General features: G+C 60.2%; 17 protein-coding genes. 7 read left to right on the plus strand and 10 right to left on the minus strand.

Features of this window, described 5'->3' with window-relative positions; translation table 11 throughout:
- Positions 1-164: 164 nt before the first annotated feature.
- The 5 genes from glyA to ACZ25R_RS14510 form a co-directional block, all read right to left on the minus strand.
- A complete protein-coding gene (glyA, locus tag ACZ25R_RS14490; RefSeq protein WP_403172868.1) occupies positions 165-1475 on the minus strand; it encodes a serine hydroxymethyltransferase in 1311 nt (436 codons plus the stop codon).
- Between the two features lie 188 nt (positions 1476-1663).
- On the minus strand, positions 1664-2953 hold the full coding sequence (locus tag ACZ25R_RS14495) for a L,D-transpeptidase family protein (protein ID WP_374042779.1): 1290 nt from the start codon (positions 2951-2953) through the stop codon (positions 1664-1666).
- A gap of 314 nt (positions 2954-3267) precedes the next feature.
- Entirely contained in the window at positions 3268-3783 is a 516-nt protein-coding gene (gene ldtR / locus ACZ25R_RS14500) for a transcriptional regulator LdtR (RefSeq protein ID WP_105735615.1), read from the minus strand.
- 138 nt (positions 3784-3921) lie between these two features.
- A complete protein-coding gene (locus ACZ25R_RS14505; RefSeq protein WP_223615716.1) occupies positions 3922-4350 on the minus strand; it encodes a DUF6163 family protein in 429 nt (142 codons plus the stop codon).
- Entirely contained in the window at positions 4347-5402 is a 1056-nt protein-coding gene (locus tag ACZ25R_RS14510; RefSeq protein ID WP_472461348.1) for an enoyl-CoA hydratase/isomerase family protein, read from the minus strand. The genes ACZ25R_RS14505 and ACZ25R_RS14510 overlap by 4 nt, the downstream gene beginning before the upstream one ends.
- 159 nt (positions 5403-5561) lie before the next feature.
- On the opposite strand from ACZ25R_RS14510, the gene hemB reads away from it, so the two are divergent.
- The 5 genes from hemB (at position 5562) to ACZ25R_RS14535 (ending at position 9844) form a co-directional block, all read left to right on the plus strand.
- On the plus strand, positions 5562-6599 hold the full coding sequence (hemB, locus tag ACZ25R_RS14515) for a porphobilinogen synthase (protein WP_464659933.1): 1038 nt from the start codon (positions 5562-5564) through the stop codon (positions 6597-6599).
- 304 nt (positions 6600-6903) lie between these two features.
- Complete coding sequence (locus tag ACZ25R_RS14520; RefSeq protein ID WP_472462494.1) at positions 6904-7317, plus strand: RDD family protein; 414 nt, start codon at positions 6904-6906, stop codon at positions 7315-7317.
- Positions 7318-7364: 47 nt separating this feature from the next.
- Positions 7365-7793: a hypothetical protein gene (locus ACZ25R_RS14525; RefSeq protein ID WP_472461349.1), complete on the plus strand. Its 429-nt coding sequence runs from the start codon at positions 7365-7367 to the stop codon at positions 7791-7793.
- A 142-nt stretch (positions 7794-7935) separates the two neighbouring features.
- A complete protein-coding gene (locus tag ACZ25R_RS14530; protein ID WP_223615712.1) occupies positions 7936-8682 on the plus strand; it encodes an arginyltransferase in 747 nt (248 codons plus the stop codon).
- Between the two features lie 262 nt (positions 8683-8944).
- Complete coding sequence (locus ACZ25R_RS14535) at positions 8945-9844, plus strand: DMT family transporter (RefSeq protein ID WP_472461350.1); 900 nt, start codon at positions 8945-8947, stop codon at positions 9842-9844.
- Positions 9845-9850: 6 nt separating this feature from the next.
- Here ACZ25R_RS14535 and ACZ25R_RS14540 read toward each other — a convergent pair whose 3' ends face one another.
- The 4 genes from ACZ25R_RS14540 to parC form a co-directional block, all read right to left on the minus strand.
- Positions 9851-13000 carry an efflux RND transporter permease subunit gene (locus tag ACZ25R_RS14540; protein ID WP_472461351.1) on the minus strand — a complete coding sequence of 1050 codons (3150 nt, stop codon included), beginning with the start codon at positions 12998-13000 and terminating at the stop codon, positions 9851-9853.
- Entirely contained in the window at positions 12997-14199 is a 1203-nt protein-coding gene (locus tag ACZ25R_RS14545) for an efflux RND transporter periplasmic adaptor subunit (protein WP_464659926.1), read from the minus strand. Before ACZ25R_RS14545 ends, ACZ25R_RS14540 begins: the two co-directional genes overlap by 4 nt.
- 48 nt (positions 14200-14247) lie before the next feature.
- Positions 14248-14946, minus strand: coding sequence for a TetR/AcrR family transcriptional regulator (locus tag ACZ25R_RS14550; RefSeq protein ID WP_472461352.1), 699 nt, complete (start codon positions 14944-14946; stop codon positions 14248-14250).
- A gap of 113 nt (positions 14947-15059) precedes the next feature.
- Positions 15060-17342, minus strand: coding sequence for a DNA topoisomerase IV subunit A (gene parC, locus ACZ25R_RS14555; RefSeq protein ID WP_472461353.1), 2283 nt, complete (start codon positions 17340-17342; stop codon positions 15060-15062).
- A gap of 261 nt (positions 17343-17603) precedes the next feature.
- Between parC and ACZ25R_RS14560 the strand changes: the two genes are divergently transcribed.
- Positions 17604-18764 carry a hypothetical protein gene (locus ACZ25R_RS14560; protein ID WP_472461354.1) on the plus strand — a complete coding sequence of 387 codons (1161 nt, stop codon included), beginning with the start codon at positions 17604-17606 and terminating at the stop codon, positions 18762-18764.
- A 77-nt stretch (positions 18765-18841) separates the two neighbouring features.
- Here the strand turns inward: ACZ25R_RS14560 and aspS are convergent, their stop codons facing one another.
- Positions 18842-20632, minus strand: coding sequence for an aspartate--tRNA ligase (gene aspS, locus ACZ25R_RS14565; protein WP_472461355.1), 1791 nt, complete (start codon positions 20630-20632; stop codon positions 18842-18844).
- A gap of 225 nt (positions 20633-20857) precedes the next feature.
- Here aspS and rnd point away from each other — a divergent pair, with 225 nt between their 5' ends.
- The gene (rnd, locus tag ACZ25R_RS14570) at positions 20858-22015 is read left to right on the plus strand and encodes a ribonuclease D (RefSeq protein ID WP_223615704.1); all 1158 of its coding nucleotides are present in this window, start codon (positions 20858-20860) and stop codon (positions 22013-22015) included.
- Positions 22016-22095 lie beyond the last annotated feature (80 nt).

Raw genomic sequence — 22095 nt, forward strand, 5'->3', positions numbered from 1 at the left:
GGAGATGGGGATTTGCAGGGAGCCATACCCCGCAGCCTTTGCGATTAGCGTGACGCCAACTCGCCTCCCTCATGGTGAGCTTGTCGAACCACGCACTTCCTCCCGCACCCGCAAACAAAAATGGCGGCGCTCAAGCACCGCCATTTCCAGTATTTCTCCCGGATTTACTGTCCGAGATAGGGGTAAAGCGGGAAGCGGCCGGTCAGCTCGACCACCTTGGTCTGCACGGCCTTTTCAACCGCTGCATTGCCCTCGTCGGAATTGGCAACCTTCAGGCCATCGAGCACTTCCGAAATCAGATTGCCGATCTCGGTGAATTCGGCCGCGCCGAAACCGCGCGTCGTGCCGGCCGGCGTGCCCAGGCGCACGCCCGAGGTGACGAACGGCTTTTCCGGGTCGAACGGGATACCGTTCTTGTTGCAGGTGATGTTGGCGCGGCCAAGCGCGGCTTCCGCGCGCTTGCCGGTGGCGTTCTTGGGACGCAGATCCACCAGCATCAAATGGTTGTCGGTGCCGCCCGAAACGATGTTGAGGCCGTTCTTCTTCAGCGATTCTGCCAGGGTACGGGCATTGTTCACGACATTCTGGCCGTAGGTCTTGAATTCCGGCTTCAGCGCTTCACCGAAAGCCACGGCCTTGGCGGCGATGACATGCATCAGCGGTCCGCCCTGCAGGCCGGGGAAGACAGCCGAATTGATCTTCTTGGCAATATCAGCGTCGTTGGTCAGGATCATGCCGCCGCGCGGGCCGCGCAGGGATTTGTGCGTCGTGGTGGTGGTGACATGCGCATGCGGCAGCGGCGACGGGTGCACACCGGCAGCCACGAGACCGGCGATGTGCGCCATGTCGACCATGAGATAGGCGCCGATCGCGTCGGCGATCTGGCGGAAACGCTCGAAATCCCAGACGCGCGAATAGGCCGTGCCGCCGGCAATGATCAGCTTTGGCTTGTGCTGATGCGCCAGGCGTTCGATTTCAGCCATGTCGAGCAGGTTGTCGTCCTGGCGCACGCCATAGGAAACGACATTGAACCACTTGCCGGACATGTTGACGGGCGAACCGTGAGTCAGGTGCCCGCCGGAATTGAGGTCGAGGCCCATGAAGGTGTCGCCCGGCTGCAGCAGTGCCAGGAATACGGCCTGGTTCATCTGGCTGCCGGAATTCGGCTGCACATTAGCATATTCGCAGTTGAACAGTTTTTTGGCGCGCTCGATGGCCAGTTCTTCCGCGATATCGACAAACTGGCAGCCGCCATAATAGCGCTTGCCCGGATAGCCCTCGGCATATTTGTTGGTCATGATCGAGCCCTGTGCCTCAAGCACGGCACGCGAAACGATGTTTTCCGAGGCGATCAGCTCGATCTCGTGGCGCTGGCGGCCCAGTTCCTTGCGGATGGAGCCAAAAATTTCCGGATCGATGTCTTCGAGTGATGCGTTGAAAAATGTATCTGCAACGGAAGCGCTTGCATTCGACATGGTGCCTGGACCCTCATTTGCCGGTAAGTGAGTAGGTATTTCCGGCGCATTATCATACTTAAACGATCAAGGCCAATGGCCGGTGGGCGAAAAGCACTAGCCCGAAACCGCCATCCACCATTCAAATGCAAAAAAGACCGCCCGGAGGCGGTCTTTGCAATATCAGCAAATTCAAGCAGATGCGGCGATCAGGTGTTGGTGCCGATCGACAGGGCCTGCTGGCCATCGCGCTCGTAAATATCGTCGCGCAGCTGGACAACGCCGTCGCCGGTCGACCAGGCGCTGACATAGACGAAATGCAGGGGAACCGGGTCGGCAACGGCAATCGGCGTGTTGACGCCGGATTTGATCGTCGCATCCATGGTCTGGCGGTCCCAGCCCGGCGTGTTGCGCAGCAGCCAGACATTCAGGTCGCGCACGTTCTGCACGCGCACGCAGCCGGAGGAATCGAAGCGCATCAGCTTGTTGAAATTGCCCTGCTGCGGCGTGTCATGCATGTAAACCGCATAGGGATTGGGGAAGTTGATCTTGGTCGAGGACATGGCGTTGATCTTGCCCGGGTCCTGACGGAACATCAGCTTGACCGCATCATCGGTGTTCCAGTCGACGCTTTCCGGCGGCACTTCCTGGCGCTGTTCGTTGAACAGGCGAATCTTGTTGCGCGTGAGGTATGTCGGGTCCTTGCGCATCAGCGGGATAATATCCTTCTGGATGATCGACTTCGGTGCCGTCCAGTAAGGGTTGAGAATGACTTCGGAGATCTTGGAGTCGAGAATCGGCGTCTGGCGGTCGATCTTGCCGACAATGGCCGTATGGCGCTGCACGACGCGGCCGCCCTCGACGGCCTCGATCTGCGCGGCCGGAATATTGACCATGACATAGCGGGCGCCCTGGTTGGCAGCGGCGAGCGTGCGCACGCGCTCCAGATTGGTCTGCAGCTGGCCAAGCCGGATATTGGCCGGAATGTTCATGGCGGCAATGGTGAACTGGCCCATGACGCCATCGGCGGGAAGGCCGTGGCGGGTCTGGAAACGCTTCACCGCCGCATCGACATAGGTGTCGAACGAATTGGAAATGCCGGCGCTCGCGGACAGATCGCCCGATACCATCAGGCGCTTGCGCAGGATGGAAACGGAAGGATCGACAACGCCGAGTTGCAGTTTGGTGGTAACCGGTACGTTCGGCCAGCCGCCACCGGCAACGATCTGGTTGTAGCTGTTGATGGCCGCCTGAATGAAGGACACCGTCTCGGGGCTGGCAATCGGCTGGAAGCTGGCCACCTTGGCGTGGGCGCTGGAGCGTGCGTCGAACTGGTCATCCCAGTTGCCGCGGCGCGGAGAAGCAAGGATGTCGTTGATTGCGGCATCTTCCGCCCAGGCGGACGATGCAATGGCAGCCAAACCAGCTGTTGCCACGCCCGTGAGGAATGTGCGGCGATCAAGCGCTGATGATCCTAGTTTCTTCATAGTATTGCCCAACCCAATTGGAAGTTCTGTAACCAACCCGTCGCCTCATAACGCAGAACACGGATTATGGTTTCCAAAATTATCAGGAACACCCTTAATAAACAGCAACTTTTGCACTGATCGCGTTATCGTGATGGTTCGAGCGCCGATCAGCCCGTGCGGAGGCCGCTATTTAAGCTTCACTGAATTATGGAATAACTCAAATCGCCTTTCCACGCCATTATGGCGGATTGATGACTTTTGCCCCGCAGGCACAGTCCTGCACAGCAAAGCCCGCCTTCGCTGTCACGCGAAGCCGGGCTTTTGTTTGACAGTGGTCTCGAGGATTACATGCGGTAGGCGATGGTATCGTTCCAGAAGCGGTCGAGACGCTGCAACGCCTTGTTCATCGACTGGAATTCTTCCGCCTTGATGCCGCCGACATGCTCGATCGACGCCACGTGACGCTCGTAAAGGCCTGCAACCAGTTCGGCCACTTCATTGCCCTTCTCCGTCAGGCTGACGCGAACCGAACGGCGGTCGGTGCGGGAACGCTCGTGGGAGATGAAGCCGAGTTCGACCAGTTTCTTCAGATTGTAGGACACGTTTGAGCCGAGATAGTAACCGCGGCTGCGCAGTTCACCGGCGGTCAGTTCAGCATTGCCGATGTTGAAAAGCAGCAATGCCTGGATGGCATTGATGTCGCTGCGGCCGTTGCGGTCGAATTCATCTTTGACAACGTCAAGTAAACGACGATGCAGACGTTCGACCAACTGAAGTGCTTCAAGATAAAGAGTCCGCAATGCTGTATCATTGACGGTCGCATGCGGGCTCGTGCCAGACTTTCTCTGTATGTTGTTCATAATACCTGCCTCACTGTTGTTTCGGTGTATTTTTCTCACCGTTGAGGCAACACTATCGAATACGCATAAAATTCGAATTAAAACTCAGACTTAACAGTACCTTACCACGAGGCATGCAATTTCAGGCTTAATGAAGACTTACCGCTGCGGCATGGCCTGCTGGCGCTTCTGCAGCAAAAGCACGATACGGAAGGCGATATAGAGCAAGGCGACGCAGCCATGGATAACGGCGATTGCCGGCCGGTAATAGAAGTACTCCCAGAACACCGTGAACATCAGCGTCTCACCCGCGGCAGCCACGAACCAGATGACGGGACCCCACGAAACCATCATCCAGAGCCCGGTCGCCGCCACGGGAAACAGCATGGCCAGCGACACCGACGCCACCTTCCATTGCCAGGGCATCAGGTCGAAGCGCCAGAGCAGCCCGTCGTAATAGCCCATGATCTGCACCCAGTAACCGACACCGGCCGCGAGGCAATACAGCGACACCAAACGCAGCAGCCAGATAAATCCAGTCTGGGCCAGCGTCGAATCGAAGGGCAGATGGGTGGGCTTCTCGATCATGTAAGCTGCAGTTCCCGCTCGCCCAGCGGCGCGAAATAAGCGTCCACCATCTCCGGCGTCACGTCTTCGACCGTTGCGGGCTGCCAGACCGGCGCATTGTCCTTATCGACCAGCAGCGCCCGGACACCTTCATAGAAATCGTGGTTTTCCAGCATTCGGGACAGGATCCGGTATTCCATCTGCATGCATTGATCCATGTCGAGATCGCGTCCTTCTTCGATCTGCCTGAACGTCACGTGCAGGCTGGTGGGAGAACGTGTCCTGACGATATCCAGAACGCGCTGCGCATCCTCGTTTCCGTTCACGCCCGCGGCGGCCAGGCGGATGAGACAACCGCCAAGCGTTTGCGAATCGAAGAGCACGCCGATCATATCGCGTATTTTTTCACTGGTTTCATAGTCCGGATTGATCGTTTTGCCGTGCAAGGCTTCCGCCGGGTCGCCTGTTTTGATCAGGCTATGGCGGATCGCCTCCTTGTCCTGCACCCGGATGGCATGGGTGGCAATGCCGCTCTGCAGGCAGTCGCCCTGGCGGATACGGTTGCCGGTCAGGGCAAGATAGGTGCCGAAATGTTCGGGCAAATGCGGCAGGAAGGCGCTGCCGCCCACATCGGGAAAGAAGCCGATACCGACTTCAGGCATGGCGAACATGACATTTTCCGTGACGATCCGGTGCGAGCCATGCACGGAAATGCCGACGCCGCCGCCCATGACGATGCCGTCGATCAGGGAAACATAAGGTTTTGGAAAATGGCGGATGAAGGCGTTGAGCCGGTACTCGTCGTAAAAGAAGTCATAGAGCGGCTTGCCCGCCTGCCCCGCATGGTAGACGGCAAGAATATCGCCGCCCGCACAAAAGGCGCGGCCTTCGCCTTCCACGATGACACAGGCGATATCGGGATCGGCGGCCCAGGCCTGCAGGGCGCGATGCATCGCCCGGACCATGATCGGGGTCAGGGCATTGAGGGCTTTCGGGCGTGTCAAACGAACCAGTCCGGCCTTGCCCCTGGTTTCGAATACTACTTCGCCTTCGCCGCCGAAATCGATTTCCATGCACCCCTCCTCATTGATTATTATGAGGTTAGGAAACTCCGGCGCACCGCGTCAATGGATCACATCTGTTGCCAAGCATCTTGGTCCGAGGGGGGAAGCCTGTTAAAACACTTCTAAACAACAGCAGAAAGTCCGCTGCACGCGGATAAGGCAGCCATCATGAACAAAGTTTCCCCTTTTCATGCCAGCACCGGCAGGACCGTCGATGAAATCACGCAGAGCCGCCGCCTGCGCCGCATGCGCAAGGCCGACTGGTCGCGCCGCCTGGTTCAGGAGAACCAGCTGACGGTGAATGACCTGATCTGGCCGATCTTTCTGTGCGAGGGGACGAATCGCCGTGAAGACATTGCCGCCATGCCCGGCGTGCAGCGCTTTTCTGTGGATATGGCCGCGCGCGAGGCGGAACGCGCCGCAAAGCTCGGCATTCCGGCCATCGCCACCTTCGCCAATATCGACCCGGCCCTGCGCGATGAGACGGGATCTGGCATTCTCGATGCCGACAACCTGATCAACCGCGCCACCCGCGCCATCAAGGACGCGGTGCCGGAAATCGGCATGATCACCGACGTGGCGCTCGACCCGTTCACCAGTCATGGCCATGATGGCATTCTGCGCGACGGCATCATCGTCAATGACGAGACGGTGGCGCAGATCACCCGTGGCGCCGTGCTGCAGGCAGCGGCCGGTGCCGATATCATTGCGCCGTCCGACATGATGGATGGCCGTATCGGTGCCATCCGCGAAGCGCTGGACCAGAATGGTTTCCAGGATGTGGCGATCATGGCCTATGCCACCAAGTTCGCATCGGCCTTCTATGGCCCCTACCGCGAAGCCATCGGCACGTCGGGACGCCTTAAGGGCGACAAGAAGACCTATTACATCGATCCGGCCAACACGGACGAGGCGGTCCGCGAAGCGGAGCAGGATCTGGCGGAAGGCGCGGATTCACTGATGGTCAAGCCCGGCCTGCCCTATCTCGACATCATCCACCGGCTCAAGCAGACATTCTGCGTCCCGACATTCGCCTATCAGGTGTCCGGCGAATACACGATGATCAAGGCCGCTGGCGCCAATGGCTGGATCGACGAGGAACGGGTAATGATGGAAACGCTGCTGGCGTTCAAGCGTGCCGGTTGCGACGGCATCCTGACCTATTTCGCCCCGCTTGTCGCCGAGCGCCTGAAAGCCGGGCTTTAGACTGCATCAGCTCCGTGCGTGGTTCGACAAGCTCACCATGAGGGAAATGGATGGGCTGCACAGTCGATTGGGAACATTGAAGAATACAGTTCCCTGCAATCCTCACTCTCCCTCATGGTGAGCTTGTCGAACCACGCACAATGGCCATATGCAGCCCTATTGCGCAAAATCTCCTTGAATTTCCATTCTGGAGTTCCCACGTTCTGCAGCACGGCACTGTGTCCGTGTGTTTGAAACGGGAAACGAAATGAATACGAGCGCGCTTGACGGCGAAATAATCACCAACCGCCTGGATGACTGGCGGATGTATCAGGGCGTGCGGTCCAGCCGCATTTTCGCGTTCCTGATGGATTATGTCATCGTGTTTTTCCTGTGCATCCCGGTCGCGATCATCATCGCCATTCTGGGTGTTGCAACGCTTGGCCTTGGATGGATGCTGTACGGCATCATGTTCCCGGCCGTGGCGCTCGCCTATGTGGCGACAACACTCGGCGGACCGCGCCAGGCAACCAAGGGCATGCAGATGATGGGCCTCAGGCTCGAACGTCTTGACGGCCAGAAGGTTGATGGCCTGCTTGCCATCGTCCATACGGTCCTGTTCTGGGGATTGAATGTGGTGCTGACACCGCTTATCCTGCTCGCAACTTTCGTTGTCGACCGCAAACGCACGGTCCACGATCTTCTTCTTGGTACGGTCGTCGTACGCGCATATCATTAATCCAGAGGGCTCCCGTCGGGAGCCTTCTTCCTTTACCGGCCACATCCATGACACATCTCAGGCTTGCTGCTCTCGCCGCAATGGCATTTGCATTCTATGGTTCCGGACTTGGCGTCAGCATCGCTGCTTCGCCGGCCGGACGGTTTTGCGGCGAGGTGATTTCAAGCGGTGACTACCGGGATGTCGTCACGGCGCTCAATGTGGATCGTGATGGCCGCATATCGGGCACATACCAGATCGAAGCGCGCGATGGCCTCGTCATGGGAACCCTCGCGGAAAAAGATCCAGCCAAGGGTATCGAGCGCACGATGGTCTGGGTCGACAAATACGGCTCGGGTCTGCTGACCATTCGCTTTTCCAACGATTACCGTTCCTTCGCCGGCCGCTGGGGCCGTACGGTCGACGGCAAGGCGGACGCGCCGAGCCATTCATGGAACGGCCAGCCCTGCTACAATCTCAATGACGAGCACGGCTGACATTTTGCTTGGCACCTCGGTCCTGGCCGTAACGTTTGCAACGACGACCCGCGACATTCACATCTGAATGCAATATAATTGAATTGACGTTTTCGGGGGTCTTACGATTCTATAGGGGTTGCAGACTGTTCCAGGATAACGAATGACGCATCAACCGCAGCAATCACCGCAGTTCTTCCTGACAGCACCCTCGCCCTGTCCTTATCTGGAAGGGCAATTGGAGCGCAAGGTTTTTACACACCTCGTCGGCGGGCGCGCCGCCGAGCTGAATGATCTGCTGACCCAGGGCGGTTTCCGCCGCTCCCAGAACATTGCCTACCGTCCGGCCTGCGAGAATTGCCGGGCCTGCGTTTCCGTGCGGATTCTGGCCGGGGAGTTCAAGCAGGACAAGTCCATGCGCCGGGTCTGGAACCACAACCGGGACCTGATCGGCAATATCCACCAGGCGGAACCTTCGACCGAACAATACGCCCTCTTCCGGCGCTATCTCGATGCGCGGCACAACAAGGGCGGCATGTCGGAAATGACGGTGCTCGACTATGCGATGATGGTCGAAGACACCCATGTCCCCACCCAGATCATCGAATACCGCCGCCGCGGGCCGGATTCCTTCATCACCAAGAAGGGCGAAGGCGAACTGATCGCCGTGGCGCTGACCGATGTCATGGGCGACGGATTGTCGATGGTCTATTCCTTCTTCAATCCGGATTACGCCGACCGTTCGCTCGGCACCTTCATGATCCTCGATCATATCCAGCGCGCCGCTGCCGCCGGCCTTCCGCATGTCTATCTCGGCTACTGGGTCGAGGGCTCGCGCAAGATGCAGTACAAAATCCGCTACAAGCCCCAGGAACATCTGGGCCCGAAGGGCTGGGAACGCCGCGATTAATTCATGTGCACTTTGGTGGTGCGTGGTTCGACAAGCTCACCATGAGGGGGGGTGAGGATTGCAGGGGAGCACTGTTCTGCAACGTTTGTGACCAACCTTGCACCAAACCACATCCCTCATGGTGAGCTTGTCGAACCACGCACCACGAAACTGCCTTCTGCCATTTGAAACAGATTTATGTGCAGGCGACCTAGAATAAGCCAGCGCTTGCGGCTAATGCTCGGGCCTCAAAACAAGAAAAAGACTTGGAAAGTCAGAGGAAATGTCCCAACCGCATCTCGATCACCGCAAGGGCCTGCTCATCACGGGCATAGGCGGACTGATACTCTCCGTCGATATCCCGCTGCTGCGCCTCGGCCAGGGGGAAACCTGGTCGACGCTGCTGCTGCGCAGCGGCACGACCTTCGTCTGCGCCCTGATCATCTGGGCGGTGTGGAGCATGGTGACCGGCCGGGTCAAAACCATCCTGCCGGGACGGATCGGCTTTGCCGTGGCCGGGCTTTACGGCCTGGGCTCGATCTTCTTCATGATCGCCGTCTACAACACCTCGACGGCCAACCTTGTCTTCATCCTGGCGTTCAACACGGTGTTTGCCGCGCTGCTTTCCTGGATTTTCCTGAAGGAGCGCCCGAAAACCGCAACCTTCGTCGCCATGTTCTTCATGCTGATCGGCGTGGGGATTATCGTGCGCGAGGGCCTGTCATCGGGGCACCTGTTCGGCAATATCATCGCCCTGATGTCGACATTCTTCCTCGCCTCCGCCATCACGGTGACCCGCGCCTCGAAGAAGGATATGAGCTTTGCCGCCATTATCGGCACCGTCCTGCCGATGACCGTGGCGATTTTCATGGTTTCACAGCACGGCTTTTCCGTCGCGGCGCCCGGCTGGATCATCTTCAACGGCGCCGTGGTGACGACAATCGCCTTTGCCTGCCTGGCGACCGGCCCGCGCTTCCTGTCCGGGCCCGAAGTGGCGATGTTTTATCTCCTGGAGACGGTTCTGGCGCCGATCTGGGTCTGGCTGGTCTTTGCCGAACGTCCGAGCGACCCCACCCTGCTCGGCGGTATCATCATCATCACCACGCTGGTCAGCCATTCGATCTGGCAGATGCACAGCGCCCGCAAGCGCTCGCGGATGGCGGCGTTCCGCCACCCGATCTGAGAACCCCTATTCGGCTGCCTCGCTGGCATAGCCCGGTGCCGGATAGGCGGGCACGGTGCGCACGCCAGGGCGTGCGGCCGCTTCGGCTTCGTCCGGCTTGTTCGGACGGAAGCCCCAATGGAACGCACGCGCCATCCAGCGGCTGAGATCGTCCATGATCGTGTAGAAGGACGGCACGAACACCAGCGACAGGACAGTCGAGATCAGCAGCCCGCCGATCACCGCGATGGCCATGGGTGCCCGGAACTCGCCGCCATCGCCGAAGGCCAGCGCCGCCGGCACCATGCCCGCGGACATGGCAATCGTCGTCATGACAATGGGACGGATGCGCTTGCGGCCCGCATCGATGATGGCCTCATTGCGCGGAATGCCGTGCTTGACCTCTTCAATGGCAAAATCGACCAGCATGATGGCGTTCTTGGTGACGATGCCCATCAGCATGAGAATACCGATGACGACGGCCATGGATACGGAATTGTTGGTGAGCAGCAGGGCGGCGGCCACACCGGCAATCGACAACGGCAATGACATCAGGATGGTGAAGGCATGGAAGATACTGCCGAAGAGCAGGATCAGCACCACGAACACCAGCATCAGGCCCATGATCATCGCATTGCGGAAGCCGGCAAAAACTTCGCCCATGACTTCGGCGTCGCCGGTTTCCTGAATGCGCACGCCATCCGGCATGGATTTGACCTGCGGCAAACCCTTGACGATGGAAAGCCCCTCGCCGATCTCCTTGCCGCCGGCCATGTTGGCGCCGACGACGACGCGGCGTTCGCGGTTGAAGCGTTCGATGGACGACGGTCCCTGGCCGAAACTGACCTGCGCGATGGATGCCAGCGGCACCACGACGCCGGATGGGGCGGTCACGGTCAGCGTGTTCAAGACGGTCAGGTCGCGGCGGGCGTCCTCGGTCAGCTGAACCCGGATCGGAATCTGCCGGTCACCCACGGTGTATTTCGCCAGATTGGCATCGAGGTCGCCAAGCGTCGCCACGCGCAGCGCATCGGAAACGGCAGCCGTGGACAGGCCAAGCTCGGCCAGCTTGTCCATGCGCGGTGTCACGATGATTTCCGGACGGTCCAGCGCGGCGCTGGAGGACACCGCCTGGAAGCTGCCCGTTGCCGTCATGCCGCTCTGCATGGACCGGGCCTGCTCGCTCACCTTCTGGCCGTCCGTGCCGATGACGCCGACGGCAAATTCGCGCTCGCCGCGATCATTGACAAAGTTGGCGCGCAGATCCGGCACTTCGGAAAGCTTGGCGAAAATCTCGGCTTCGATCTGCTTCTGGCTCCGGTTGCGCTCGCTCTTGTGGCTGAGCTTGACGATCATGGTCGCGCGGCGCGTGTCCGTCTCGCCCTTGGGCGACGACCCGCCGACGACATAGGTCTGCTGCACTTCCGGGATTTCCCGGACCCGCAGCGCCGCTTCATCGGTGACGCGGCGGGTTTCATCGATGCGCGAACCCGGCGTCAGCTCAAGATTGACCGCCACCCGCGCCTCGTCCTGTGCCGGGACAAACCCGGACGGCAGGAACCCCATGGCCCAGATGGCCGTTGCGAACAGCAGGACGCCGCTGATCAGCGTGAGCCAGCGATAGCGCAGCGTCACGCCAAGGAAGCGTGTATAGGCGCCAACCCAGCCGGTGTCATTGTCCTCGTGGTGCAGGTTCTTGCCATCGCGCAGGAGATAGGCGGTCATCATCGGCGTGATCAGGCGTGCAACCAGCAGCGAGAAGAACACCGCCACGGCGACCGTCAGGCCAAACTGCTTGAAATATTGTCCGGCAATGCCGCTCATGAAACTGACCGGCGCAAACACCGCAATGATCGTCACGGAAATGGCGATAACCGCAAGCCCGATCTCGTCGGCCGCCTCCAGCGACGCGCGATAGGGCGATTTGCCCGACCGCATGTGCCGGACGATGTTCTCGATCTCCACGATGGCGTCGTCGACGAGAATACCCGTCACCAGCGTGATGCCGAGCAGGCTGATCAGGTTCAGCGAGAAGCCGAGCATATCGATGGCCCAGAATGTCGGGATGGCGGACAGAGGCAGGGCAATCGCCGCGATCAGCGTCGCGCGGATATTGCGCAGGAACAGGAAGACCACGACGATCGACAGCAGCGCGCCTTCGACCAGCGAGCTCATGGCGGCTTCATAATTGCCGTAGGTGTAGTTCACCGCATTGTCGATGATGCTGAACCGCACATCGGGGTATTTCTGCGTCAGCAGGTCCATGCGGTCCTGAACCCGCTTGAACACATCCGCATCGCTGGCACCCTTGGCGCGGAACACGCCGAGGGACACCACGGTCTGGTTGTTGACGCGGGCAAAGGATTTGGGTTCCTGGAACGAATCCGACACGGTGCCGATGGCATCCAGCCGGACAGAGCGCCCGCCGGCCAGCGGAATTTCGACGCTGCGCAGGTCGTCCAGCGTGCGGGATGCGCCAAGGGTGCGGATGGTCTGCTGGGTTGAACCCAGATCGCCGCGCCCGCCGGTCAGATCGGCATTCATCGATTTCAGCGCGCGGTTGACGTCAAATGCGGTCACGCCCAATGCCGTCAGACGGTCCGGGTCGAGCGAGACGCGGATTTCCCGCGTCACGCCGCCATAGCGTTCGACACGGCCGACACCCTTGACGCCCTGGATATCGCGCAGAATCTTGTCGTCGACGAACCAGGACAGTTCCTCGGATGTCATCGCCGGCGCGGAAATCGCATAGGTCAGGATCGACGAGCCCTCGACATCGACGGAGCTGACAATGGGTTCCTTGATCGTGGCAGGCAGATCGCTGCGGATACGGGTGACCGCATCCTTGACATCGTTGAGCGCCTTTTGCGTATCCACTTCGAGGCGGAACTCGACGAGCGTCGTCGAAATGCCTTCGGTCAGCGTGGTGGTGACGTTCTTCACGCCGGTGATGTTGGCAACCGAATCCTCCACTCGCTTGGCGATCTGGGTTTCCAGCTCGCTCGGCGCAACGCCGGGATCGGTGATCGCCACGGAAATCAGGGGAACATCGATATTAGGAAAGCGGGTGATCGGCAGCTTGGAAAAGCTCATCAGGCCGAGAACGACGAGCACGACAAACAGCAGGATCGACGGAACCGGATTGCGGATCGACCAGGCGGAAATGTTCCAGTTCATTTGACTGCCCCCGTCGTTTCCGCGGCAATGCGCATGGGCGTCACCCGGTCGCCATTGGCAACGAACGTACCGGCCCGCGCGACAACGTCTTCGCCGTCGGCAAGGCCGTCGAGCACTTCCACAGCGCGGTCATTGCGGATGCCGAGGGTGACCTTGCGCGTGTCGACCACGCCGTCCTTGACCACCTGCACAAGGGCCGTCGGGCCGCGATAGACAACGGCCGAAAGCGGGACGCTGACGCCATTGCGCCGGGTCAATTCGATGACCGCACGGGCAAAGTTGCCGGGCCGGATCGCGTCATTGTGCTCCAGTGAAATCTTCACCGCACCGAGGCGCGAGCTTGCGGTGATTTCCGGGGAGATGAGGCGCACCCGGCCGGAAACCGGCTGTTCCATGCCGGACACGCGCACGGCCACCGGCATGTCGGGCTTGAGGCGCGGCAAATCCACTTCCGGTATATTGGCCGAAAGTTCGAACTCGCCGTCGCGGGCGATGCGGAACAGCGGACCGGCATTCATCGACACAATGCCGCCGAGCAGCGCATTTCGGCTGAGGACGACGCCGGTCGTCGGTGCCTTGACGTCGGCCTTTTCGATGCGCAGCAGGACATCGCGCTTCTGCGCGGCCACCAATTGCAGCTGTGACTGGCTGGCAACCAGCGCCTGCCGGGATGTGTTGAGCCGGGCATTGGCGCTGTCATAGGCATTGGTGGCATTGTCGAAATCGGCTTTGGAGGTGATGCCCTTGGCCGACAGGGCGCGGGCGCGGTCGAGCGCTTCCTGGGCCTGCCGGACGGCGATCTGCGCATCGACGATCTGCGCCTCCGACTGGGCGATGGATGCTTCGGCCTGGGCGCGCTGCGCCTCGATCTGCGCCAGCTGGATTTCCAGGGACGATTTGTCGAGGCGGGCGATGATCTCGCCCTCCTTCACCCGGTCACCCTGATCGGCGCTGAGTTCGAGCACGATCAGCCCCGCCACATCGGTTCCCACGGCAACTTCCTGACGCGGAACGATGGTGCCGGTGACGGTGATGGACGCGACCATTTCGGCTTCGGCGGCCGGAATGACATTGATGACGGGCGGCTTGACCGCCTGTACGGCCGTTTTGTCTTCGGCCATGGCGGCCGGGACGAGCGCGGCGGTGAGGCCGAGGGCCAGAACGACGGATGCCAGAAGTTTAGTGCGACGGTTGCGCATCGGATTACCTGATCAAAAGAGGTATTTGCTGGATCGGTATGTCAGTATTTATGCTTGCACGGGGCGCAGGATGCCGACTGCAAGAGCGCGGAACATCGGCTCCAGCGCCTCGACAGGCACACCCTGTGCCGGAAAATTCCGCATGATGATCCCCTCGCCCATGGCGGCAAGGCTCGCCACGACAAGTTCAAGGTCACCGACGGGATCAATCTCGCCCCGGGCCTTGGCGGCGCCGACGGCCGACAGAAGCTTTTCGCGCATCTGCCCTTCATAAAGCTCGCACTGGGCGGCAACGGCCTCGTTGCGGATGGCTTCCGCCCGCACCTCGGCAAAAAGCCGCGCGCTGGCGTCGTCAACGCCGTTCGCCGACTTCTGGCGAACGTGATCGAGACCCACCATCACAAGCGCATCGATGATGTTGCCGTACCCGCTCATGCGGTCGAGAATTTCGGCGCTTGCCTTGCGATGGCCGGCGACGATGGCTTCGATCAGGGATTCTTTCGAGGGGAAGTAACGGTAAAGCGCACCGGGGCTCATACCGGCCTCGGAGCAGATGTCATTCATCGATGCGCCACGAAAGCCCGCACGGACAAAACAGTTGGTGGCGGCTTCAAGGATGCGCGCTTCCTGCACTTCGCGGTTCTGCGCCCGTTTGCCGAACAGCTTGGCGACAAAACAGCCGGATTCCATGTCCGATCCGTCATCGGTCAGGAGCTTCGATTGCTTTGGCAGAATACTGTCGGTCACAAGGCACCACAAAAAAGAGCGAATGTTCACTCTCATTTACAGCGAAACGCAAAACCGGTCAATACGAGAATGAACGCTCTCGTTTAATTTTTCAATCGGCCGTCACATCGATGTCAGGAAAACTTGCCCGAGCGCGGGAAACCCTTCGGCACCATGCGGCCGGCGGAAGCACGCGGCCCGATCCATTCGGCCAGTTCTTCCCGGCTGCGCGTGAACGTCCGGTCCGCCGCATCCTGCCATGTGAGGCCCCGCTCCATGGCAAAGACGCGGATGTCGGAGACGCCGCCATCCTTGTAGCGCTGCAGGCGTACGCCCTTGCCGCGCCCGAGTTCGGGGATTTCCGCCAGCGGGAACACCAGCATCTTGCGGTTCTCGCCGACGATCGCCACGCTGTCGCCGGTGACGGGAATGCAATGGCGCGCCTCATCCGGCGCCTTGACGTTCATCACCTGTCTGCCCTTGCGGGTATTGGCCATGACATCCGCCTCCGGCACGAGGAAGCCGTTGCCGTCATGGGATGACAGCAGCAGCTGGCGCCCGGGGTTGTGCACGAAGGCCGTGACGATGTCCTGATCGTTTTCCATATCCACGATGATGCGGATCGGCTCGCCATGGCCGCGCCCGCCGGGCAGGCTGTTGGCGCCGATGGTGTAGAACTTGCCGCCGGTGGTCAGGATCAGAATGCGGTCCGTGGTTTCCGCGTGGAATGCCAGCTTAAGCTTGTCGCCCTCCTTGAAGGTCAGCGACGAGAAATCGGGCAAGTGCCCCTTCATGGCGCGCAGCCAGCCCTTTTCCGAAACGACGACCGTCACCGGCTCCTTCTCGATCATGGCATGGTGAATATCGGCCTGGTCGTGCTGCGGCGCATCGGCAAAGGTGGTGCGTCGCTTGCCGAGCGGTGTGTCGGCCGCATATTTCTTCTGCATTTCGGCGATCTGCCAGGAAATGGTCTGCCACTGCTTGGCATCGGAACCCAGCAACTGCTCGATTTCGCCCTTTTCGGCGGTCAGCCCGTCGAATTCCTTGCGGATCTCGAATTCCTCGAGCTTGCGCAACGACCGCAGGCGCATGTTCAGGACCGCTTCCGCCTGAACATCGCTCAGCCCGAAACGGGTCATCATTTCCTGCTTGGGCTCATCCTCCTCGCGGATGATGCGGATCACCTCGTCCAGGTTGAGATAGGCAATCAGGAAACCGCCGAGAATTTCCAGGCGGCGCTCGATCTCGGCCAGCCGGTGGCGCGAACGGCGGATGAGGACGTCCTTGCGGTGTTCGAGCCATTGCTTGAGCACGTCGCGCAGCGACAGGACGTTGGGCACCTTGCCGTTCGAGAGAACATTCATATTCAGGGGAAAGCGTGTTTCCAGCTCGGACAGCTTGAACAGGGATTCCATCAGAATATCGGGATTGACGCTGCGGCTCTTCGGTTCGAGCACGATGCGCACATCCTCGGTGGATTCGTCGCGCACATCATCCAGCAAGGGAATTTTCTTGGCGATCAGGAGCTCGGCGATCTTTTCGATCAGCCGGGATTTCTGCACCTGATAGGGAATTTCGGTGATGACGACGATCCAGGTGCCGCGTCCCTGATCCTCCACATGCCAGCGGGCGCGCAGGCGGAAACCGCCGCGCCCGGTCTTGTAGGCATCGAGAATGGCATCGGCGCTTTCCACAAGCACGCCACCGGTCGGGAAATCCGGCCCGCGCACCTTGGTTCTGGTGTGATCCTCGGGATCATCCTCCAGCGACATCAGCTCTTCGACCGTCGCCTCGGGATGCTTGATCAGGTGCAGGGCGGCGGCGCAGAGTTCCGATACATTGTGCGGCGGGATCGATGTGGCCATGCCCACCGCAATGCCGGACGAGCCGTTGGCGAGCAGGTTCGGGAAGGCGCCGGGAAGAACGATCGGTTCTTCGTCTTCCTCGTTATAGGTCGGGCGGAAGTCGACGGCATCCTCGGTGATGCCTTCGAGAAGCAGCATGGCGACGTCGGTCATCCGCGCTTCGGTATAGCGCATGGCCGCCGGGTTATCGCCGTCGATATTGCCGAAATTGCCCTGCCCGTCGACAACCGGATAACGCACGGCGAAATCCTGCGACAGGCGCACCAGCGCATCATAGATCGACTGGTCGCCATGCGGGTGGAACTTGCCCATGACCTCGCCGACGATGCGGGCGCATTTGGCATAGGACTGGTCGGGCGAAAGCCGCAACAGCCGCATCGCATGCATGATTCTGCGGTGGACGGGTTTGAGCCCGTCGCGCACATCCGGCAGGGCACGGTTCATGATTGTCGAAAGCGCGTAGGCCAGATAGCGTTCTTCCAGCGCGGCTTTCAGATCAACCGGTTCAATATTATCGTCGCCATTGTCTGGCGGAATCAGGCTTTTTCCCATGTCAATGGGTTATCAACTCACCGATTCACGGGCAAGCAATGATTCGCTCAGATCACAGCCTGTTGCCTATCGTGATGGGCAAAAAATGGGCAGGGCTTGCGTCCATCCGTCAAATCTGACTTTCTACCGCCCAATTGGCCCGATTTCGCGGGGAAAGACTGTCATAGTTTTGCCGCGCGGCATGGGATAGATTTGTTTATTGAGCAAAACAAGGAACACACTATGCGTCCAACCTACTCTCTGAAATCCGGCTTGCACCTTATGGCTGCGACCACTGCACTTGTCGTTGTCTTTGCCGGTTCAGCCTATGCGGTGGACGGCAATGCGGTGGCTGCCCGTTTGAAGGCCGTTTACGGCGAACAGGGCGGCACCCTTGAATACGCCAATGTCGAAACCAACGGCTCGACCGTCATCCTCAAGGACACCAAGCTGTCCGCAGCGGGCGCCAAGGAAAGCTTCAATGCCGGCGACGTGACATTGAGCGATGTCAGCGACGTTTCTGGCGGCGGCTTCAAGATCGGATCGGCGACCGTACCGGATATCAAGTTCAGCCCCGCCGATGAACCGGACAGCAAGATCAGTGTCGAAGGCATCAAGCTTGAAGGCATCACGTTGCCGGCCGAAGGCGCAACCGAGCCGCTGGCGAAAATGCTCCAGTACCAGAAGGGCGGGCTGAAGCACTTCAACGTCAACAGCAAGGGCAAGGATGTCTTTTCGGCTGACAACCTGACCGTTTCCGTTTCGCCGTTCACCGCGTCGGCGCCGGTTGTCTTCACATCCAATGTCGCCAGCTTCAAGGCGGACCTGTCGGGCGTGGAAGACCCAAAGACAAAGGACACGATCAAGGCGCTTGGTTATGAAACGCTTTCGGGCAAGATCGACATGAACGGCTCGTGGAACATCCCCGATGGCCGTCTCAACGTCGACAAGTTCGCCTTTGCCGCCGACAATGCCGGCACGCTGGGCATGAAGTTCGACATTTCCGGTTACACGCTCGACTTCATCAAAGGCATTCAGGACGCTGTAAAGAGCGGCGACGGCAAGCCTGACGATGCCAAGGGCATGGCCATGCTCGGCCTGATGCAGCAGCTGAGCTTCACCGGCGCATCGATCCGCTTCGACGATGCTTCGCTCACCAACAAGGCTCTCGACTACGCTGCCAAGCAGCAGGGTGCCAAGCGCACCGACCTGGTCAACCAGGGCAAGGCCATCCTGCCGATGATGGCAGCGCAGCTCGGCAATGCCGAATTTGCCCAGGCCCTGGGAACAGCGGTCAGCGCCTATCTCGACAGCCCAAAGAACATCGAGATCAAGGCCGCCCCGGCCAAGCCCGTGCCGTTTGCCATCATTGCAGCCGGCGGCATGGCCGATCCGAAGTCGCTGATCAAGACGCTTGGCGTCACGGTCAACGCCAACCAGTAATCGATAGAGACGGCAAAGAAAAAGCCCGGCGAGATGCCGGGCTTTTTTGTTTGTCCAGAGTCGGTTGGAAAGGGTTTTTAATCCTCTTTCTTCATCGGCGCGAGGCGGATGTTGAGGTCGCGCAGCTGCGCTGGCGACACATCCGACGGCGCATTCATCAGGAGATCGTAGGCCTGCTGGTTCATCGGGAACATGGTGATCTCGCGCAGGTTCTTGGCACCCACGAGCAGCATCACGATGCGGTCGATACCGGCCGCCATGCCGCCATGCGGCGGTGCGCCATACTGGAACGCGCGGTAGAGGCCGCCAAAGCGTTCTTCCACGGTTTCCCGCGAATGGCCGACCGCCTCGAACGCCTTGACCATGGTTTCCGGCAGGTGGTTGCGGATGCCGCCCGAGGAGATCTCGAAGCCGTTGCAGACGAGATCGTACTGGAACGCCTTGATCGTCAGCGGGTCCTGGTGCTCCAGCGCGTCCATGCCGCCCTGCGGCATGGAGAACGGGTTGTGGGCGAAATCGATCTTCTTCTCGTCTTCCAGCCATTCGAAGAACGGGAAGTCGACAATCCAGGCAAGCTTGAACTGGTCGCGGTCGACGAGGTTGAGTTCTTCGCCCGCACGGGTGCGTGCGGCACCGGCAAAGGAGACGAACTTCTTGGGATCGCCCGCAACGAAGAACGCCGCATCGCCATCGTCCAGCCCCAGCTGCACGCGCAAGGCTTCGGTGCGTTCCGGTCCGATATTCTTGGCCAGCGGACCGGCGCCCTCAAGCGCCTCGCCTTCCTTGCGCCAGAAGATATAGCCGAGGCCCGGCTGGCCCTCGCCCTGCGCCCAGGAGTTCATGCGGTCGCAGAAGGCGCGCGAGCCGCCTGTCTTGGCCGGGATCGCCCAGATTTCCACCTTCGGATCGTTGGCGATCATGTTGGCGAAAACCTTGAAGCCGGAACCGGCGAAATGCTCGGTCACGGCCTGCATCTCGATCGGGTTGCGCAGGTCTGGCTTGTCCGAACCGTATTTGCGCATGGCATCGTCATAGGCGATGCGCGGGAACTGCTGCGTGACCGGCTTGCCCTCGGCAAATTCCTCGAACACACCGCGCAGGACCGGCTCCATCGTCGACAGCACGTCTTCCTGTTCGACAAAGCTCATTTCGATGTCGAGCTGGTAGAACTCGCCCGGCAGGCGGTCGGCACGCGGATCTTCGTCGCGGAAGCAGGGTGCGATCTGGAAGTAGCGGTCGAAACCGGACATCATGATCAGCTGCTTGTACTGCTGCGGCGCCTGCGGCAGCGCATAGAACTTGCCGGGATGAATGCGGCTGGGCACGAGGAAGTCGCGCGCGCCTTCCGGCGACGATGCCGTCAGGATCGGCGTCGAGAATTCGGTGAAGCCGATCTCGGTCATGCGGCGGCGCATGGTGGCGATGATCTTGGTGCGCGACATGATGTTCTTGTGCAGCGTGTCGCGGCGCAGATCGAGGAAGCGGTACTTCAGGCGGATGTCTTCCGGATAGTCCAGCTCGCCGAACACCGGCAGCGGCAGTTCCTTGGCGGCGGACAGGATTTCGATCTCGCGGGCGAACACCTCGATCTCGCCGGTCGGCATGTTGGCATTGACCGTATCGTCCGTGCGGGCCTTCACTTCACCATCCACGCGGATCACCCATTCGCCGCGCACGGTCTCGGCCAGCTTGAAGGCGGGCGAGTCGGGGCTGGCGACGATCTGGGTCAGACCGTAGTGATCGCGGATATCGATGAAGAGAATGCCGCCATGATCGCGGACGCGATGAACCCAGCCGGAAAGACGAACTGTCGAACCAACGTCGGATTTCCGCAGGGCGGCGCAGGTATGGCTGCGGTAACGATGCATGATATGTGCCTCTGAGATGCTTGATGCTTGCTGCCGGGAGGTGTGAAGAAAGCCCCGGCCATGATCTTGGAATTTGCGCGGACAAGCGCATTTTGACGGCGATTTGTCAAGATTGCGAATGACTGGAAGCCCGTTTTGTCGGCCTATCAACCATATAGACGCGACAAGCAGCGAAGAAACTCGGACAGGCGAGACAAATGCATTTCCATTCGCTATAGAAATTTCATGACCATGATTACAACCACAGATCAGCTTGACCAGGCTGTAGCCGCCCTTTCGCAATCCGATTTCGTAACAGTCGACACGGAGTTCATCCGGGAGACCACGTTCTGGCCGGAGCTTTGCGTTATCCAGCTCGCATCCCCTGATCATACTGCCATTGTCGATGCCCTCGCCCCGGGTCTCGATCTTGCGCCGTTTTTCCGGCTGATGGCGGATGAGACCATCGTCAAGGTGTTCCACGCGGCGCGGCAGGATATCGAGATCGTTTTCCATCTCGGCAATCTGATCCCCCATCCGGTCTTCGACACGCAGGTGGCGGCAATGGTCTGCGGCTTCGGCGATGCCATTGCCTATGACCAGCTGGTGCAGCGGGTGAATGGCGCGCAGATCGACAAGTCCTCGCGCTTCACCGACTGGCGCCGCCGCCCGCTCTCCGACAAGCAGCTCGACTATGCGCTGGCCGACGTCACCCATCTGCGCGACATCTATCTGCACCTCAAGGCAAAGCTCGAGGAAGAAGGCCGCACCGACTGGGTGCTCGACGAGATGAAGGTGCTGACGGCGCGCGAGACCTATGACATGCATCCCGACGATGCGTGGAAGCGCCTGAAGATGCGCCTGCGCAAACCGCAGGAGCTTGCCGTGCTGCGCAGCGTTGCCGCCTGGCGCGAACGCGAAGCGCGCGAGCGCAACGTGCCGCGCGGCCGCGTGCTCAAGGACGACGCCATCTACGAGATCGCCCAGCAGCAGCCGCGTGACGTGGAAGCGATGGGCCGGCTGCGCACCATCCCCAAGGGCTGGGAGCGCTCCAGCATCGCCACGGGGCTGCTCAATGCCGTCAACATCGCGCTGGACCTGCCAAAGGAAGACATGCCGCGCCTGCCGAAATCCGTGCAGTCGCCGGAAGGTGCAGGAGCAGCGGCCGAACTGCTGAAGGTTCTGCTGCGTCTCGTGACGGAAGAACACGGCGTTGCCGCCAAGGTTGTCGCAACGTCAGACGAGATCGACCGGATTGCCGCCGAAGGCGATGCGGACGATATTCCGGCCCTGCAGGGCTGGCGCCGCGAAGTTTTTGGTGAAAAGGCGCTGCAGCTGATCAATGGCGAGTTGTGCCTGAAGTTCGAGAACAAGCGGATCCGGGCCGTGCCCTGCACGGACTGATACTTCGGCTTAAACCGAAGTACCGGCCCGCCAAAACTGGCTAGCATCGGCCCGTTGAAACCATGCTGATGTGAGGCAAT

The sequence above is a fragment of the Phyllobacterium sp. RCAM01083 genome, from assembly GCF_055685835.1.

What these genes read in the sequence shown, in the direction of transcription:
- ACZ25R_RS14520 (WP_472462494.1), top strand. Translation starts at nt 6,904, where the DNA reads ATGTATCAGGGCGTGCGGTCCAGCCGCATTTTCGCGTTCCTGATGGAT.
- ACZ25R_RS14525 (WP_472461349.1), top strand. Translation starts at nt 7,365, where the DNA reads ATGACACATCTCAGGCTTGCTGCTCTCGCCGCAATGGCATTTGCATTC.
- parC (WP_472461353.1), bottom strand. Translation starts at nt 17,342, where the DNA reads ATGGGAAAAAGCCTGATTCCGCCAGACAATGGCGACGATAATATTGAA.
- ACZ25R_RS14535 (WP_472461350.1), top strand. Translation starts at nt 8,945, where the DNA reads ATGTCCCAACCGCATCTCGATCACCGCAAGGGCCTGCTCATCACGGGC.
- ACZ25R_RS14530 (WP_223615712.1), top strand. Translation starts at nt 7,936, where the DNA reads ATGACGCATCAACCGCAGCAATCACCGCAGTTCTTCCTGACAGCACCC.
- rnd (WP_223615704.1), top strand. Translation starts at nt 20,858, where the DNA reads ATGACCATGATTACAACCACAGATCAGCTTGACCAGGCTGTAGCCGCC.
- ACZ25R_RS14540 (WP_472461351.1), bottom strand. Translation starts at nt 13,000, where the DNA reads ATGAACTGGAACATTTCCGCCTGGTCGATCCGCAATCCGGTTCCGTCG.
- ACZ25R_RS14510 (WP_472461348.1), bottom strand. Translation starts at nt 5,402, where the DNA reads ATGGAAATCGATTTCGGCGGCGAAGGCGAAGTAGTATTCGAAACCAGG.
- glyA (WP_403172868.1), bottom strand. Translation starts at nt 1,475, where the DNA reads ATGTCGAATGCAAGCGCTTCCGTTGCAGATACATTTTTCAACGCATCA.
- aspS (WP_472461355.1), bottom strand. Translation starts at nt 20,632, where the DNA reads ATGCATCGTTACCGCAGCCATACCTGCGCCGCCCTGCGGAAATCCGAC.
- hemB (WP_464659933.1), top strand. Translation starts at nt 5,562, where the DNA reads ATGAACAAAGTTTCCCCTTTTCATGCCAGCACCGGCAGGACCGTCGAT.
- ACZ25R_RS14545 (WP_464659926.1), bottom strand. Translation starts at nt 14,199, where the DNA reads ATGCGCAACCGTCGCACTAAACTTCTGGCATCCGTCGTTCTGGCCCTC.
- ldtR (WP_105735615.1), bottom strand. Translation starts at nt 3,783, where the DNA reads ATGAACAACATACAGAGAAAGTCTGGCACGAGCCCGCATGCGACCGTC.
- ACZ25R_RS14560 (WP_472461354.1), top strand. Translation starts at nt 17,604, where the DNA reads ATGGCTGCGACCACTGCACTTGTCGTTGTCTTTGCCGGTTCAGCCTAT.
- ACZ25R_RS14505 (WP_223615716.1), bottom strand. Translation starts at nt 4,350, where the DNA reads ATGATCGAGAAGCCCACCCATCTGCCCTTCGATTCGACGCTGGCCCAG.